This window comes from Vibrio sp. R78045 (assembly GCF_042466085.1).
Classification (GTDB): domain Bacteria; phylum Pseudomonadota; class Gammaproteobacteria; order Enterobacterales; family Vibrionaceae; genus Vibrio; species Vibrio cyclitrophicus.
Genome location: NZ_JAXHBS010000008.1, coordinates 1 through 15,534, shown reverse-complemented (window position 1 = coordinate 15,534; position 15,534 = coordinate 1). Strand labels below are relative to the sequence as shown.

The window sequence follows — 15,534 nt, the reverse complement described above, 5'->3', positions numbered from 1 at the left end:
TAAAGGAGCTCACCGACTAAAGTGAGCCCCCTTTACCAAGTAATCCAATCTTTTTAAAAAGAGGGATTACTCTTCGTCTTCTAGCTCGATGTTGATACCTAGCGAGCGAATCTCTTTCAACAGTACGTTGAACGACTCTGGCATACCAGGTTCCATGCTATGGTTACCGTCTACGATGTTCTTATACATCTTAGTACGGCCGTTAACGTCATCCGACTTAACTGTTAGCATTTCTTGTAGAGTATATGCAGCACCGTATGCTTCTAGTGCCCATACTTCCATCTCACCGAAACGCTGACCACCGAACTGAGCTTTACCACCAAGTGGTTGCTGAGTTACTAGGCTGTAAGAACCAGTTGAACGAGCATGCATCTTGTCATCAACCAAGTGGTTCAGTTTCAGCATGTACATGTAACCAACAGTTACAGGACGCTCAAACGAATCACCAGTACGACCATCAAACAGTTTAAGCTGACCAGATTCTGGCAGATCACCCAGTTTTAATAGCTCTTTGATTAGAGACTCAGAAGCACCGTCGAACACAGGGGTAGCAATCGGTAGACCGCCACGTAAGTTCTTAATCAGTGTACGAACTTGATCATCAGACAGTTCAGCAATATCAACTTTCTGACGAGTATCACCAAGATCATAAACCTTCTGTAGGAACTCACGGAACTTATGCAGCTCTTGTTGTTCCTTAACCATTTGGTTGATCTTGTCACCGATACCTTTCGCAGCCAAACCTAAGTGTACTTCTAGGATCTGACCGATGTTCATACGCGATGGTACACCCAGTGGGTTAAGTACGATGTCTACAGGCTGACCTTTCTCATCGTATGGCATGTCTTCAACAGGGTTAATCTTAGAGATTACACCTTTGTTACCGTGACGACCGGCCATCTTATCACCAGGCTGGATACGACGTTTAACCGCTAGGTAAACTTTCACAATCTTAAGAACGCCAGGCGCTAGATCATCACCTTGAGTGATTTTACGACGCTTAGTTTCAAACTTCTTATCGAAGTCAGCTTTTAGCTCATCCCACTGCTCAGCAAGTTGCTCAAGCTGTGTTTGTAGCGCATCGTCTTCTAGAACTTGCTCTAGCCATTGCTTACGACCGATAGTATCAAGCTTAGCTTCAGAGTAACCACCAGACAGAAGTACAGCTTTAACACGGTTAAGAAGGCCGCCCTCGAGAATTTGGAACTCTTCAGTTAGGTCTTTCTTAGCTTCTTTAAGCTGCATCTGTTCGATTTCAAGTGCACGTTTGTCTTTCTCTACGCCATCGCGAGTGAAGACTTGTACATCGATGATAGTACCTGAAACAGAGTTTGGTACACGTAGAGAAGTATCTTTAACATCAGATGCTTTCTCACCGAAGATAGCACGTAGTAGCTTCTCTTCAGGAGTCAGTTGAGTTTCACCTTTAGGGGTTACTTTACCAACTAGGATGTCGCCACCCTTAACTTCAGCACCAATGTAAACGATACCTGACTCGTCTAGTTTAGACAGAGCAGACTCACCTACGTTTGGAATATCAGCTGTGATCTCTTCAGAACCCAGCTTAGTATCACGAGCCACACAAGATAGTTCTTGAATGTGGATTGTCGTGAAACGGTCTTCTTGAACTACGCGCTCAGATACTAAGATCGAGTCTTCGAAGTTGTAACCGTTCCAAGGCATAAATGCGATACGCATGTTTTGGCCAAGAGCAAGTTCACCAAGGTCAGTTGAAGGACCATCAGCAAGAACATCGCCGCGTGCAACTGGTTCACCAGGAAGTACAGTTGGACGTTGGTTAATACATGTGTTTTGGTTCGAACGCGTGTACTTAGTTAGGTTGTAGATATCGATACCAGCTTCGCCAGGTACCAATTCATCTTCGTTAACCTTAACTACGATACGAGAAGCGTCAACAGACTGAACTTGACCACCACGTTTAGCAACCGCTGTAACACCAGAGTCAACTGCGATGTTACGTTCGATACCAGTACCTACTAGAGGCTTATCAGCCTTAAGTGTTGGTACCGCTTGGCGTTGCATGTTGGCACCCATCAATGCACGGTTCGCATCATCGTGTTCTAGGAACGGGATAAGCGAAGCAGCGATAGATACTACTTGGTTTGTCGCAACGTCCATGTAGTCAACGTGATCGCGTGGGTGAAGACCAGATTCACCTTTTTGACGAGCAGTGATTAGCTCATCTGCAAACGTAGATTCTTCAGTAAGAACCGTGTTCGCCTGTGCGATAACGAATTGACCTTCCTGGATTGCAGACAGGTAATCAACTTCTTCTGTTACAACACCATCTACTACACGACGGTACGGAGTTTCTAGGAAACCGTAATCGTTACAACGTGCAAACGCAGATAGCGAGTTAATCAGACCGATGTTTGGACCTTCAGGCGTTTCGATCGGACATAGACGACCGTAGTGAGTTACGTGAACGTCACGTACTTCGAAGCCTGCGCGCTCACGAGTAAGACCACCAGGACCTAAAGCAGAGATACGACGTTTGTGCGTAACTTCTGACAATGGGTTGTTTTGGTCCATAAACTGTGAAAGCTGTGAAGAGCCAAAGAATTCTTTAACTGCAGCAGAGATCGGCTTAGCGTTGATAAGGTCTTGAGGCATAATTGCGTCAAGATCACCAAGACTTAGACGTTCTTTAACGGCACGTTCTACACGAACTAAACCAACACGGAATTGGTTTTCTGCCATTTCACCTACAGAACGGATACGACGGTTACCAAGGTGGTCGATATCGTCCACTTCGCCTTTACCGTTACGGATGCCGATCAGTTTTTTCATCACTTCAATGATGTCTGATTCATCCAGAGTACCGCGCTCTTCTTCTTCTTCACGCTCGATAGAGCTGTTGAATTTCATACGGCCTACAGTTGATAGGTCGTAACGATCTTCAGAGAAGAATAGGCTTTCGAACAATGATTCTGCAGCTTCTTTCGTTGGTGGCTCGCCAGGACGCATCATGCGGTAGATTTCTACCAATGCAGAAATGCGATCTACTGTGCTATCTGCACGTAGAGTGTCTGACATGAATGGACCATGGTCTAGGTCATTCGTGAACAGAACTTCTAGAGTCTTGTGACCTGCTTGAGATAAGTTAGCAAGAGCCTCTAGGCTGATCTCTTGGTTTGCACCAACAATGATCTCGCCAGTTGCTTCGTTGATGTAATCTTTCGCAGCAATCTTTTCAACGATGTACTCTACTGGTACTTCGATGTGCTCAACGCCATCTTTTTCAAGTTGACGGATGTGGCGAGCAGTAACACGACGACCAGTCTCAACGTAAGTTTTACCATTTGCTTCGATGTCGAATGACGCAGTTTCACCACGTAGACGATCAGGGACCAACTCCATAAGTAGAGTTTGGTCTTTCACTTCGAAGTTCACCTTGTCGAAGAACAGATCTAAGATCTCTTCTGTCGATTTACCAAGTGCACGAAGAATAATCGATGCAGGTAGTTTACGACGACGGTCGATACGTACGAATAAGTTATCCTTAGGATCGAACTCAAAGTCTAACCATGAGCCACGGTAAGGAATTACACGTGCGTTATAAAGAACTTTACCTGATGAGTGGGTCTTACCCTTATCACTGTCGAAGAACACGCCTGGGCTTCGGTGCAGCTGGGATACGATAACCCTCTCGGTACCATTAATTACGAAAGTACCATTGTCTGTCATAAGCGGAATTTCGCCCATGTAGACTTCTTGTTCTTTAATGTCTTTTACAGTACCTGCTGGTGCATCTCGATCAAAGATAACTAAACGTAGTTTTACGCGTAGTGGCTTTGAGTAAGTAACACCGCGGATTTGACATTCTTTAACGTCAAAAACTGGCTCACCAAGACGGTAGCTAACGTATTGCAGCTCAGAATTGCCGTTGTAGCTCTGAATTGGAAATACAGAACGGAAAGCAGCTTCAAGACCGTATTGACCTTCTGGATCCTGTTCGATGAATTTATCGAAAGAATCAAGCTGGATCGATAACAGGTATGGAATGTCCAAAACTTGTGGACGAGTACCAAAATCCTTACGGATGCGCTTTTTCTCGGTATAAGAGTAAACCATGGGGTTCCTCAGCTCGCTGATAAGTGACCCAAACCACCCAAAACACTCTTCAGAGGGGGCGGTGACAAACAGCTGTTTACTGTAGTGAACAATCATTTCGAAAAAATGACTGTTTTTTTGCTCGGATTATGACGGTTAAACAGCGGAAAATTCGTCATAGCCCTACAGCGCAAAAAGGCCGGTGGTTAATTAACCACCAGCCATTAGCCTTGCGGCTAAGAAATTAAGTAATAATTACTTGATTTCAACAGAAGCGCCAGCTTCTTCTAGCTGTGCTTTAAGAGCTTCAGCTTCAGCTTTGTCAACGCCTTCTTTAAGCGCTGCAGGAGCTGAGTCTACAAGACCTTTAGCTTCTTTAAGACCTAGGCCAGTTGCGCCACGTACAGCTTTGATAACTTGTACTTTGTTAGCGCCAGCAGCAGTAAGGATAACGTCGAATTCAGTTTGCTCAGCAGCAGCTTCAGCAGAAGCACCACCAGCTACAACTGCAGCAGCAGCAGTAACACCGAATTTCTCTTCCATAGCTTCGATAAGCTCAACAACTTGCATTACAGACATTTCTGCAACTGCGTCTAGGATTTGCTCGTTAGTAATAGACATAACAATTCTCTTTTAAGTCAACAATAAGTTTAAATAGCAACCAGTGAAAAGCAAGGCTTATGCCGCAGCTTCTTCTTTTTGGTCGCGAACAGCAGCGATAGTACGAACCAGCTTGCCAGCAGAAGCTTCTTTCATGCACATCATTAGGCGTGCGATAGCTTCGTCGTAAGTTGGTAGTGTCGCTAGTACTTCAGCATCAGTAACTGCGCCTTCAAATGCAGCAGCTTTGATCTCGAAATCTTTATTCTCTTTAGCGAAGTCTTTGAAAAGACGCGCTGCAGCACCTGGGTGCTCATTAGAGAATGCGATCAGAGTTGGACCAGTGAAAGTGTCTACTAGACACTCGTAGTCTGTACCCTGAACCGCACGGCGTGCTAGTGTGTTACGAACAACTTTCATGTAAACACCCGCTTCGCGAGCTTGTTTACGTAGAGAAGTCATTGCGCCAACTTCAACGCCACGAGAATCAGCTACAACTGCAGAAAGTGCACCACTGGCAGCTTCGTTGACTTCAGCAACAATTGCTTTTTTGTCTTGAAGATTTAAAGCCATTTGGATTAACCTCTGGTTGTGATTACAGCACTCAGTACAAAATGTATTGAGCGTTTACGATGTTATTTAAAAGCAAATAAATTCACTTCAAACAACAACATCGCCTACGTAGGTTTTATTAAGCTTCATCTTAAAAAGATTTAGCGCCTACGGTCTTGGGATAGATGATTTTGAATTGCTTCAAAAACCACCCAACCACAAATATTAGGCGCAGAAGTATACACTAAATCTGCGCCTAAGCAAATTAGTTTGCTTGAGTATCAAGGCTAGCTTGATCAACAGCAACACCAGCACCCATCGTAGTAGAGATGCTTACTTTCTTCAGGAAAGTACCTTTCGCTGAAGAAGGTTTAGCTTTCTTAAGAGCAACTAGAAGAGCTTCTAGGTTCTCTTGAAGCTGGTTAGCTTCGAAAGATGCTTTACCGATAGTAGTGTGGATGATGCCGTTCTTGTCGTTACGGTAACGAACCTGACCAGCTTTAGCGTTTTTAACCGCTTCAGCAACGTTAGGAGTTACAGTACCAACTTTAGGGTTTGGCATTAGACCGCGTGGACCTAGGATTGTACCTAGTTGACCAACAACGCGCATTGCATCAGGAGAAGCAACAACAACGTCAAAGTCCATTACGCCTTTTTTCACTTGCTCAGCAAGATCTTCCATACCAACGATATCTGCGCCAGCTTCTTTAGCTGCTTCTGCGTTTGCACCTTGAGTGAACACAGCAACGCGGATTTCACGGCCAGTACCGTGAGGTAGCACAGTTGCGCCACGTACGTTTTGGTCAGATTTACGAGCATCGATGCCTAGATTAACAGCAACATCTACAGACTCAACGAATTTAGCAGTAGCTAGTTCTTTAAGAAGAGCAACAGCTTCGTTGATTTCGTATTCTTTAGTTGAGTCAACTTTGTCGCGGATTACGCGCATACGCTTAGTAAGTTTTGCCATGATCTTATCCCTCTACCACTAGGCCCATTGAACGAGCAGTACCAGCAATAGAACGCTTCATTGCTTCGATGTCAGCGCCAGTCATATCAGCAGCTTTAGTTTCTGCGATTTCCTGAACTTGAGCGTCAGTTACAGTACCAACTTTCTCAGTGTTTGGACGACCTGAACCAGACTTAACGCCAGCAGCTTTCTTAAGAAGAACAGCAGCAGGTGGAGTCTTAGTTACGAACGTGAAAGAACGGTCATTGTAAACAGTAATAACTACTGGAGTAGGTAGACCTTTCTCAACAGATTCTGTTTTTGCGTTGAACGCTTTACAGAATTCCATGATGTTCACGCCGTGTTGACCTAGAGCAGGACCAACCGGTGGACTTGGGTTTGCCATACCAGCTGCAACTTGCAGTTTGATATAAGCTTCAACTTTCTTAGCCATGATATTTCCTAATATTTTGGGTACGTGCGCTAACCGTAAGGCAAGCTCCCCATAAATTAAATTAACTCTTTTTTACTTCCGAAGAAGCAAAAAGGCGCGAAATTATAATCATAATTCGCGCCTTTAACAACCCTAAAAAGGTGATTTTTTATACTCTTTTATTTTGAACAGCTTATGAAGTATTTATCCACAGCTTGATCAAAGGTTCGAGTATTAGTCCAGTTTTTCAACCTGACCGAATTCAAGCTCAACCGGTGTTGCACGACCAAAGATCGATACAGATACCTTAATGCGGCTTTTCTCGTAATCTACTTCTTCAACAGTACCGTTAAAGTCAGCAAATGGACCATCGTTCACACGAACCACTTCACCCGCTTCGAACATTGTCTTAGGACGTGGAGACTCGCTCGCTTTCTCTAGACGGTTCAAGATAGCATCAGCTTCTTTATCAGTGATTGGTGCAGGACGATCAGAGGTACCACCAATGAAGCCCATAACACGCGGAATGCTGCGTACTAAGTGCCATGATTCATCATTCATGATCATTTGAACTAATACGTAGCCAGGGAAGAACTTACGTTCACTTTTACGGCGTTGACCTGCACGCATTTCCACTACTTCTTCAGTAGGTACTAGCACATCGCCAAATAGTTCTTCCATGTTGTGCATTTTAATATGCTCGCGTAGCGATTGTGCAACACGACCTTCAAAGCCAGAAAAGGCTTGAACTACATACCAACGTTTTTTTGGAGCTTCACTCATGAATCAGAACCCTCTACACCCCAGTTGCTAGAGAAACTAGACGGACCATAATGCCGTCAATTCCCCAAAGCACTAGAGACATAACAATACATACAGCTAAAACGATCAATGTAGTTTGCATAGTTTCTTGGCGAGTAGGCCAAACAACTTTACGAATCTCCATACGAGATTCTTTTGCAAAATCGATCGCAGCTTTACCTTTAGTTGTTGTTGCTGCAACGCCTAGTGCGGCAGCAATCAGCACAACTACACCTGCAGCGCGAATTACAACAGACAATTCACCATACAGGTAATTACCCACAACAGCAGCAGCCAACAGAACAAAAGCGACGATCCACTTCATTGTATCTGCTGCACCTGAGCTATCAGGAGTTTCAGCGTTTGCTTTCATAAAACCAACCTGTGATAAGTCTTAAATATAGACGACAATAACCCCGCTGTTGCAGGGCACATTCCTTTGCGTTGCAAAACAACACATCTAACAGTCATTTTAGTCAAAAAGACCGTTTAATTCTTTGCTAATAGCGAAAATCGATGTCAAAACATCCAACTCTTTTTTCAGCGCAGAAAAAGGGCATCAAATGATGCCCTTTTTACTAGTGGTTCGTCAAATCTTATGCAAAGATTTTAGCTACAACACCAGCACCAACTGTACGGCCACCTTCGCGGATTGCGAAACGTAGACCTTCGTCCATTGCGATTGGAGCGATTAGCTCAACAGTCATTTGAACGTTATCACCTGGCATTACCATTTCTACGCCTTCAGGTAGAGTAATGTCGCCTGTTACGTCAGTTGTACGGAAGTAGAACTGTGGACGGTAACCCTTGAAGAAAGGAGTGTGACGGCCGCCTTCGTCTTTAGAAAGTACGTATACTTCAGACTCAAACTTAGTGTGTGGGTTGATAGAACCTTTCGCAGAAAGTACTTGACCACGTTCAACGTCATCACGCTTAGTACCACGTAGAAGTGCACCAACGTTCTCACCTGCACGACCTTCGTCAAGCAGTTTACGGAACATTTCAACACCAGTACAAGTAGTAAGAGTAGTCTCTTTGATACCAACGATTTCTACTTCGTCACCTACACGTAGGATACCGCGCTCGATACGACCAGTTACAACAGTACCACGACCTTGAATTGAGAATACGTCTTCAATTGGTAGTAGGAACGGCTGGTCTACTGCACGCTCTGGCTCAGGAATGTAAGAATCTAGTGCTTCTGCAAGCTCAACGATCTTGTCTTCCCATTGCTTCTCGCCGTTTAGTGCGCCAAGTGCTGAACCTTGGATTACTGGTAGGTCATCACCTGGGAAGTCGTATTCAGAAAGAAGTTCACGAACTTCCATCTCAACTAGCTCAAGTAGCTCTTCGTCATCAACCATGTCACATTTGTTCATGAATACGATGATGTAAGGGATACCAACTTGACGACCAAGTAGGATGTGCTCACGAGTTTGAGGCATAGGGCCGTCAGTCGCAGCAACAACTAGGATACCGCCGTCCATTTGTGCAGCACCAGTGATCATGTTTTTAACATAATCCGCGTGTCCTGGACAGTCTACGTGTGCGTAGTGACGTGCTGGAGTGTCGTACTCAACGTGAGAAGTTGCGATTGTGATACCGCGCTCACGCTCTTCTGGAGCGTTATCGATAGATGCGAAATCTTTAGCAACACCGCCGTACACTTTTGCAAGAGTAGTACAGATAGCAGCAGTTAGAGTTGTTTTACCGTGGTCAACGTGGCCGATAGTACCAACGTTTACGTGCGGTTTCGTACGTTCAAATTTTTCTTTAGACATGGGGTGTCCCTCTAGGTACGGATTAGGTGGCTTAACATAAGACCACGCAACCAAAAAAATGGTTTTTTATTAAAGGAGAAGAAGCTTTAGACTGGTGCTAATACCCAGAGTCGAACTGGGGACCTCACCCTTACCAAGGGTGCGCTCTACCGACTGAGCTATATCAGCACACAAAATGAGTTGGAGCGTGCAGCGGGAATCGAACCCGCATCATCAGCTTGGAAGGCTGAGGTAATAGCCATTATACGATGCACGCAACACGTAACTCTGCTTGAGCTATTTAACCTTTAGAATATGGTGGAGGGAGACGGATTCGAACCATCGAAGGCAGTGCCGGCAGATTTACAGTCTGCTCCCTTTGGCCACTCGGGAACCCCTCCAAATTTTGAGCTTTCTCTCGCTGCCTTATAGGAAGGGAGAAAGTGGTGCCGACTACCGGAATCGAACTGGTGACCTACTGATTACAAGTCAGTTGCTCTACCTACTGAGCTAAGTCGGCACAAGTGGGGCGCATTTTATTGAATGATTTTCCACCTTGCAATAGTAAATTGAAAAAAAATGGAAAAATCTCATCTCAAATTCCTATATACAGCTATTTAGCTCAAGGTTTCTGCCTTTAACCCGCATCTAGTACAGGAAGATATTTTATTTATCTAGCGCATGATGTATTTTCCATGCACTTGTTTTGTCATCCACTATAGAGTTTAGTATGAGTCCATATATGTCATTCGACCGCGCACGTTGGTCTGAGCTAAGGAATTTAGTTCCGATGACACTTTCTGAAAGCGACTTAAAAGAGCTTCAAGGCATCAATGAAAAACTCACAATGGAAGAAGCTGTAGAGATTTATCTACCGTTATCTCGTCTATTGAATCTCTATGTTGCCGCAAGACAAAACAGAAATTCAGTGCTTCATGAATTCCTAGATAAAAAAGAGAAAGCGCCACCTTTTATTATTGGCATAGCTGGAAGTGTTGCTGTAGGTAAAAGTACAACCGCACGCCTGCTTAAAGCTCTCTTATCCCGCTGGGAAAACCATCCCAAAGTAGAACTCGTGACCACAGATGGCTTTTTGTACCCAAATGAGGTGTTAGAAGAGAAAGGGTTGATGAGTAAGAAAGGGTTTCCTGAGTCTTACGACATCAAGCGCTTAGTCAACTTTGTTTCAGATGTTAAAGCATGTAAAAGAAATGTCACTGCGCCAGTTTACTCTCACCTGACTTATAATATTACTGGTGATGTGAAGTGTGTGGATCTACCAGATGTTCTTATCATTGAAGGACTTAACGTTTTGCAAAGTGGCATGAACTACCCACACGAACCACATCGTGTCTTCATATCTGATTTCCTTGATTTTTCACTCTATGTTGATGCGGACAGCAAGCAGATCAAAGAGTGGTATATCAATCGTTTCATGAAATTTCGTGATGGCGCGTTTACCAAGCCCGGTTCGTACTTTAGTCATTACACCCGTCTGTCGAATCAAGCAGCATTCGATAAAGCGGAAGGTATATGGAGCTCAATTAATGGCTTGAACCTAGAACAAAATATCCTTCCGACAAGAGAAAGGGCACATCTGATTCTACGTAAAGGCGCAGATCATATGGTTGAAGAAGTGTTGCTTAGAAAATAGTAACGCCTTAGTCTCCTTTTCTTAACGATATCTCTCCACCAATATAGCTCTCGATGCCGTTCTCTGTTTTGAGTAACACGGCACCTTGTTCATCGATCCCCTGAACGACACCTTCAATTTCTCTAGGTCCAATAATCAATTTGACATTGCGACCTAAGAAATTATCTAAGCGATTCCAACGTTCGACAAAATTCGACATCCCTGTTAGTTCATAGTCGACAAGAGACTTGTCCCAGGCATTAATCAGAGCCTGTGCAAGCTGATTACGATCCGGTACTTGTCCATCACACACCTCCTTGAGAGAGGTCCATGGCTGGCCAATACCTGATGTTGTCGGATCCATAGATAAGTTAAGGCCCAAACCAATTACAATATGAGCAGCACCACCAGATTGCCCTGACAACTCTACCAATATTCCTGCTAGCTTTTTGTCATTATGGTAAAGGTCATTCGGCCATTTAAGCTTAACGCCTTCGACTCCCATCTCTTCCAAAGCTTCAACAACGGCAACACCAACTACGAGGCTTAATCCCATAGCAGCAGCCATACCCGCATCAAGTCGCCAGTACATCGAAAGGTACAGATTAGCGCCAAATGGTGACACCCACTCGCGCCCGCGACGTCCTCGACCTGCTGCTTGATATTCAGCAATGCAGACTGAACCGGATTCGAGGTCGTTGGTGCGTTCTAACAGATGCTGGTTTGTTGAACCTATGATTGGAATCAGTTCAAGGGAAGCATCACGGCTAACAGCAGACAATCGCCCTTGGTCAAGCATTTCTAAGCGGCTGGCTAGCTTATAACCTTTCCCTTGCACTCGATAAATATCCAAGCCCCACTCTTGAATACCTTTAATATGCTTACTGATCGCAGCTCGTGATACTCCGATCATTTCACCAAGGAATTCTCCAGAATGAAACTCACCATCAGCAAGGCATCTTAATAAGGCAAGCTTAGTACTGTGTTCTCTCATACTAATATCTCCAATGCTTTATCTAAGTTTGTCTCACCTTGTCGTCCCATAAAACGGACTTCATGTTCCAATTGAATATCAAATTTATCTAAGACAGATTGACGTACTCGCTCAGCTAGCTTAATGACATCCAAAGCAGTGGCTTTGTCATAGTTGATAATAACCAACGCTTGGTTTGGGTGAACTTGAGCACCACCTTCGATTACACCTTTGAACTGACATTGATCAATGAGCCATCCAGCAGCAACTTTGATCATGTTATTATTCTCATAACCTACAATGCTCGGGTACAGCAATCGCAATCGATCAAAATGATCTTTGGTGATCACTGGGTTTTTGAAGAAGCTGCCGGCATTACCTTGCACAGCAGGGTCTGGCAACTTGCTCGAACGAATGGCACATACTTCATCAAATATAGTACGAGGAGAAAGAGTCTCTATAGGAAGGCTTTTTAACGGACCGTAGTGATTACACGGCTTCCACTCTTTAGGTAATGCTAAGCCGATCGCAACAACAATCGCTTTACCGTATAAAGCGTGTTTGAAAATAGAATCTCTATAACCAAAGAGACATTGCTCTTTGGTTAATCGTTTAACTGTATAAGTATCCAGGCAAAGAGTATCGACATATTCGCACACGTCTTGCAGTTCAACACCATATGCACCAATATTTTGAATAGGTGCAGAACCTGAACAGCCCGGTATCATTGCTAAATTTTCGAGGCCACCAAGCCCCTTTCCAACGCTCCACTCAACCAAGCTAGGCCAATCTTCACCACCGTTAACATGCAGTAAGTGATGGCTATCTATCTCGGTCAAAGTAATCCCCGTCAACTGATTCACAATGATCAGGCCCGCGAAATGATCAGTAAAAAGCATGTTACTGCCCTTTCCCAGTATTAACTTAGGTAAGGCCGACCATTTAGAGTCTTTATAAACAGAAATCAGTTCTTCGATGGTTGTCACTTCAACCAACGCATCACACGTCTGATCGATGGAAAATGTATGAACATTTTTTAAACTAGCATTGAGATGGAATTGCATGATGATATTCAATTAACTTACACTGCAGCCATTCTACCGTAGATAAACAAGTGGCGCAGTGACAGAATGAACAATGTCATCATTACCCAATTAGACCCCGTAAAGGTTCCTCTCGTTAAACGTTTCTATAAAGAACACTACCCAACAGGAAAAGCTAATAAGAGTGAACTGATTTATTCATTGTTACTGGATAACGAGCTTTGTGGTGTCGTGCGTTTTCGAACGATAGAAGATAGCCGCTTGCTTACCGGCATGGCTATCTCAAAACAGCATAGAGGCAAGCAATTAGGCTCCCAGCTTATGGAGTACTGTGAGCAACATACACTCACAGAAAAAGACTACTGCTTTACATACGCTCATCTCATAAACTTTTATACACGACACCAATTTATACAAATAGACCCAAAACAACTACCTAATGGTTTGAGAGTTTTATACGAGCGATATTCGAATAGCGGAAAAGATCTCATTCCTATGCATTATCAGCAAAATTGTTAGAGAATGCCTCGATTATCTAGTATTTGATGCTATGCCTTTGGTAAAATTAAAGGTTCGCAATTTTGCATATTTTTAAGGTAAAACAGTCAATATGATTGCCAGTAGGAATCCATTCATACAATTGCCAACCATAGCGCAGAATCCTGACAAGTTTGAAGTACTACTATCAGCGCAAGAGTTTCGAACTCGTTTACTTGACGAGATATCTCGCGCAACGACTCGTATTAGTTTAGTCGCTTTGTACCTTGAAGATGATGAGGCTGGCCGTGAGATCCTAACTGCCTTATATGAAGCAAAGCAAAAGAACCCAGATTTGGACGTGAGTGTTTGTGTCGATTGGCATCGAGCACAACGCGGATTAATTGGTGCAGAATCTTCTGAAGGCAATGCAGCAATGTACAAAGAATTCGCTGAAAAATATCAGCTCTCTGTTCCTGTCTATGGCATCCCTGTTCGCGGTAAAGAGGTCTTTGGCGTTTTACATCTGAAAGGATTTATTGTCGACGATAACGTGATCTATAGCGGTGCAAGTCTTAATAATATTTATCTGAATTATCATGACCGCTATCGCTTTGATCGCTACCATGTTTTAAACAACCCAACACTGGCTGATTCAATGTTCACTTATGTACAAGAACAAATGATCGCAGATAGTGCTGTTTATGATTTAGCTGATAAGAACAAGCCTGCTACCAAAGAACTCAAACCAGCTATTCGCCAATTCCGTTCGTCATTAGCAAGATCTCAATATCAGTTCGATGGACAAGAAGTTTCACCTGAACAAGTTGCCATAACGCCACTGGTCGGTATAGGTAAAAGACGTAATCGCCTGAATCAAGGAATTAATCAGCTGGTTGCTCAAGCGAAAGATGAGATATTCATTTGTACTCCTTACTTTAACTTCCCACCTAGTTTAGCAAAGGAAGTAAAGAAAGCGCTCAAGCGTGGTGTAAAGGTCAGCATTGTTGTTGGTGATAAGACCGCGAACGACTTCTTCATTTCACCAGAAGAAGAGTTTAAAACCATTGGCGGGCTGCCTTACCTTTACGAATTGAACTTACGTCGTTTTGCTAAAGCCAATGAAGCCAACATTGCCAGTCGCAATTTATCAATTCGGCTTTGGAAACACGACTCTAATAGCTTCCACCTTAAGGGTATTTGGGTCGATAAGCGCTATATGCTATTAACGGGGAATAATCTCAACCCTCGCGCATGGAAACTAGATCTAGAGAATGGTATTTTTATCCAAGATAACTACCATCACCTAACGGATAAGTTCCAAGCCGAAGTTGATAACATCCTTCAACATACGCAACTTATCTGCACTTACAAACAATTAGATAAAGTCGATACCTACCCGGTCGAAGTTCAGAAATTGATTCGAAAGATCACTCGCGTGAAAGCCGATAGAGTGCTTAAGCAAATACTGTAGTAGATGTATTAAAAACACTATTTATCAACGCCTGGCAAACGCTAGGCGTTTTTGTATCTACGAGGTAACGAGTCAACATCTCTATTTATTCACAGTGAGTGTGGTAGATCTAAGTGCTAAGTACCCTAACTTTTCCTTAGTTAGTCTAAGAGTTCCGGATACCTGTATCCGGTATGATATAGAGAACAGTTAAACGAGTACCAATACGAACATAATCGACAATTACCCTCTACGTATTAAAAGCAATAATGGTCGTCATTCCCTACAGCAAAGTGCGTGAGCGATAGGAAATCTCACATAATAAAGCAATAAGATAAGCCCAATTTGATGTTCTGTTCTATTTTAGCTTAACGACCAGAGTTAGAAGTAACCACCTATATTCCCAAGCAGCACGTCCCGATATCGAGTGAAGTACCAGAGCTAGTGATAAGGATCTGTAGCCAAATTCCAAAACACATACGCTTAAAACGACGAAAGCCTAGTCGTCAGACTAGGCTTTCTAATATGTGCCGGCATAGCGTTAAGTGCAGGGGCTCGATGCCTTTACCGCACTCATACAATCTAAAAGCAAAACACTTTTCTTCAAATGTAAAAAAGCCCTGCTATTACTAGCAGGGCTTTCTAATAAGTGGCGGAGTGGACGGGACTCGAACCCGCGACCCCCGGCGTGACAGGCCGGTATTCTAACCAACTGAACTACCACTCCGCAGTGGTCAACTCACTAAGTGAGCGTCCATATCTCCAGGTTGGTCAACCTAAAGATTT

The 15,534-nt window shown here is 43.7% G+C and carries 13 protein-coding genes and 5 tRNA genes; 3 read left to right on the top strand and 15 right to left on the bottom strand.

The genetic code is table 11. From position 1 onward, the window contains the following. Positions 1-66 precede the first annotated feature (66 nt). From rpoB to SJY39_RS02345, 12 genes are all read right to left on the bottom strand, one after another. The gene (gene rpoB / locus SJY39_RS02400; protein ID WP_010435546.1) at positions 67-4,095 is read right to left on the bottom strand and encodes a DNA-directed RNA polymerase subunit beta; all 4,029 of its coding nucleotides are present in this window, start codon (positions 4,093-4,095) and stop codon (positions 67-69) included. Positions 4,096-4,329: 234 nt separating this feature from the next. After that, positions 4,330-4,695, bottom strand: a complete 366-nt coding sequence (gene rplL / locus SJY39_RS02395) for a 50S ribosomal protein L7/L12 (RefSeq protein ID WP_010435548.1) — start codon at positions 4,693-4,695, stop codon at positions 4,330-4,332. Positions 4,696-4,752: 57 nt separating this feature from the next. Then, positions 4,753-5,247: a 50S ribosomal protein L10 gene (gene rplJ, locus SJY39_RS02390; RefSeq protein WP_010435550.1), complete on the bottom strand. Its 495-nt coding sequence runs from the start codon at positions 5,245-5,247 to the stop codon at positions 4,753-4,755. A gap of 244 nt (positions 5,248-5,491) precedes the next feature. Then, positions 5,492-6,196, bottom strand: a complete 705-nt coding sequence (gene rplA, locus SJY39_RS02385; protein WP_010435553.1) for a 50S ribosomal protein L1 — start codon at positions 6,194-6,196, stop codon at positions 5,492-5,494. Between the two features lie 4 nt (positions 6,197-6,200). Beyond that, complete coding sequence (gene rplK, locus SJY39_RS02380) at positions 6,201-6,629, bottom strand: 50S ribosomal protein L11 (protein WP_010435555.1); 429 nt, start codon at positions 6,627-6,629, stop codon at positions 6,201-6,203. 213 nt (positions 6,630-6,842) lie between these two features. Further along, positions 6,843-7,391 (bottom strand): transcription termination/antitermination protein NusG, encoded by a 549-nt coding sequence (gene nusG, locus SJY39_RS02375; protein ID WP_010435556.1) that lies wholly within the window; start codon positions 7,389-7,391, stop codon positions 6,843-6,845. A 13-nt stretch (positions 7,392-7,404) separates the two neighbouring features. After that, complete coding sequence (gene secE, locus SJY39_RS02370) at positions 7,405-7,782, bottom strand: preprotein translocase subunit SecE (protein ID WP_010435558.1); 378 nt, start codon at positions 7,780-7,782, stop codon at positions 7,405-7,407. A gap of 223 nt (positions 7,783-8,005) precedes the next feature. Next, positions 8,006-9,190 (bottom strand): elongation factor Tu, encoded by a 1,185-nt coding sequence (gene tuf / locus SJY39_RS02365; protein ID WP_010435158.1) that lies wholly within the window; start codon positions 9,188-9,190, stop codon positions 8,006-8,008. Between the two features lie 92 nt (positions 9,191-9,282). Then, positions 9,283-9,358 (bottom strand) — tRNA-Thr (locus tag SJY39_RS02360). A 13-nt stretch (positions 9,359-9,371) separates the two neighbouring features. Further along, positions 9,372-9,446, bottom strand: a tRNA-Gly gene (locus SJY39_RS02355). 39 nt (positions 9,447-9,485) lie between these two features. Next, positions 9,486-9,570, bottom strand: a tRNA-Tyr gene (locus SJY39_RS02350). A gap of 43 nt (positions 9,571-9,613) precedes the next feature. Next, positions 9,614-9,689: transfer RNA gene (locus SJY39_RS02345), tRNA-Thr, on the bottom strand. A gap of 210 nt (positions 9,690-9,899) precedes the next feature. Here SJY39_RS02345 and coaA point away from each other — a divergent pair. After that, positions 9,900-10,823: a type I pantothenate kinase gene (gene coaA, locus SJY39_RS02340; protein ID WP_029189146.1), complete on the top strand. Its 924-nt coding sequence runs from the start codon at positions 9,900-9,902 to the stop codon at positions 10,821-10,823. Positions 10,824-10,830: 7 nt separating this feature from the next. Here coaA and birA read toward each other — a convergent pair whose 3' ends face one another. Both birA and murB read right to left on the bottom strand, forming a co-directional pair. Continuing rightward, positions 10,831-11,796, bottom strand: a complete 966-nt coding sequence (gene birA, locus SJY39_RS02335) for a bifunctional biotin--[acetyl-CoA-carboxylase] ligase/biotin operon repressor BirA (RefSeq protein WP_016788811.1) — start codon at positions 11,794-11,796, stop codon at positions 10,831-10,833. Beyond that, positions 11,793-12,839, bottom strand: coding sequence for a UDP-N-acetylmuramate dehydrogenase (murB, locus tag SJY39_RS02330; protein ID WP_016783679.1), 1,047 nt, complete (start codon positions 12,837-12,839; stop codon positions 11,793-11,795). The genes birA and murB overlap by 4 nt, the downstream gene beginning before the upstream one ends. Positions 12,840-12,905: 66 nt before the next feature. Between murB and SJY39_RS02325 the strand changes: the two genes are divergently transcribed. Continuing rightward, entirely contained in the window at positions 12,906-13,337 is a 432-nt protein-coding gene (locus SJY39_RS02325) for a GNAT family N-acetyltransferase (protein WP_010435583.1), read from the top strand. A 91-nt stretch (positions 13,338-13,428) separates the two neighbouring features. Further along, entirely contained in the window at positions 13,429-14,769 is a 1,341-nt protein-coding gene (pssA, locus tag SJY39_RS02320; protein ID WP_010435586.1) for a CDP-diacylglycerol--serine O-phosphatidyltransferase, read from the top strand. 629 nt (positions 14,770-15,398) lie between these two features. Here the strand turns inward: pssA and SJY39_RS02315 are convergent. After that, a tRNA-Asp gene (locus SJY39_RS02315) sits at positions 15,399-15,475 on the bottom strand. Between the last annotated feature and the right edge of the window lie 59 nt (positions 15,476-15,534).

Bases quoted from the DNA above. Each gene is read 5' to 3' on its own strand.
- coaA (WP_029189146.1), top strand. From the start codon at position 9,900: ATGAGTCCATATATGTCATTCGACCGCGCACGTTGGTCTGAGCTAAGG.
- nusG (WP_010435556.1), bottom strand. From the start codon at position 7,391: ATGAGTGAAGCTCCAAAAAAACGTTGGTATGTAGTTCAAGCCTTTTCT.
- pssA (WP_010435586.1), top strand. From the start codon at position 13,429: ATGATTGCCAGTAGGAATCCATTCATACAATTGCCAACCATAGCGCAG.
- secE (WP_010435558.1), bottom strand. From the start codon at position 7,782: ATGAAAGCAAACGCTGAAACTCCTGATAGCTCAGGTGCAGCAGATACA.
- rpoB (WP_010435546.1), bottom strand. From the start codon at position 4,095: ATGGTTTACTCTTATACCGAGAAAAAGCGCATCCGTAAGGATTTTGGT.
- birA (WP_016788811.1), bottom strand. From the start codon at position 11,796: ATGAGAGAACACAGTACTAAGCTTGCCTTATTAAGATGCCTTGCTGAT.
- tuf (WP_010435158.1), bottom strand. From the start codon at position 9,190: ATGTCTAAAGAAAAATTTGAACGTACGAAACCGCACGTAAACGTTGGT.
- SJY39_RS02325 (WP_010435583.1), top strand. From the start codon at position 12,906: ATGAACAATGTCATCATTACCCAATTAGACCCCGTAAAGGTTCCTCTC.
- rplL (WP_010435548.1), bottom strand. From the start codon at position 4,695: ATGTCTATTACTAACGAGCAAATCCTAGACGCAGTTGCAGAAATGTCT.
- rplK (WP_010435555.1), bottom strand. From the start codon at position 6,629: ATGGCTAAGAAAGTTGAAGCTTATATCAAACTGCAAGTTGCAGCTGGT.
- murB (WP_016783679.1), bottom strand. From the start codon at position 12,839: ATGCAATTCCATCTCAATGCTAGTTTAAAAAATGTTCATACATTTTCC.
- rplA (WP_010435553.1), bottom strand. From the start codon at position 6,196: ATGGCAAAACTTACTAAGCGTATGCGCGTAATCCGCGACAAAGTTGAC.
- rplJ (WP_010435550.1), bottom strand. From the start codon at position 5,247: ATGGCTTTAAATCTTCAAGACAAAAAAGCAATTGTTGCTGAAGTCAAC.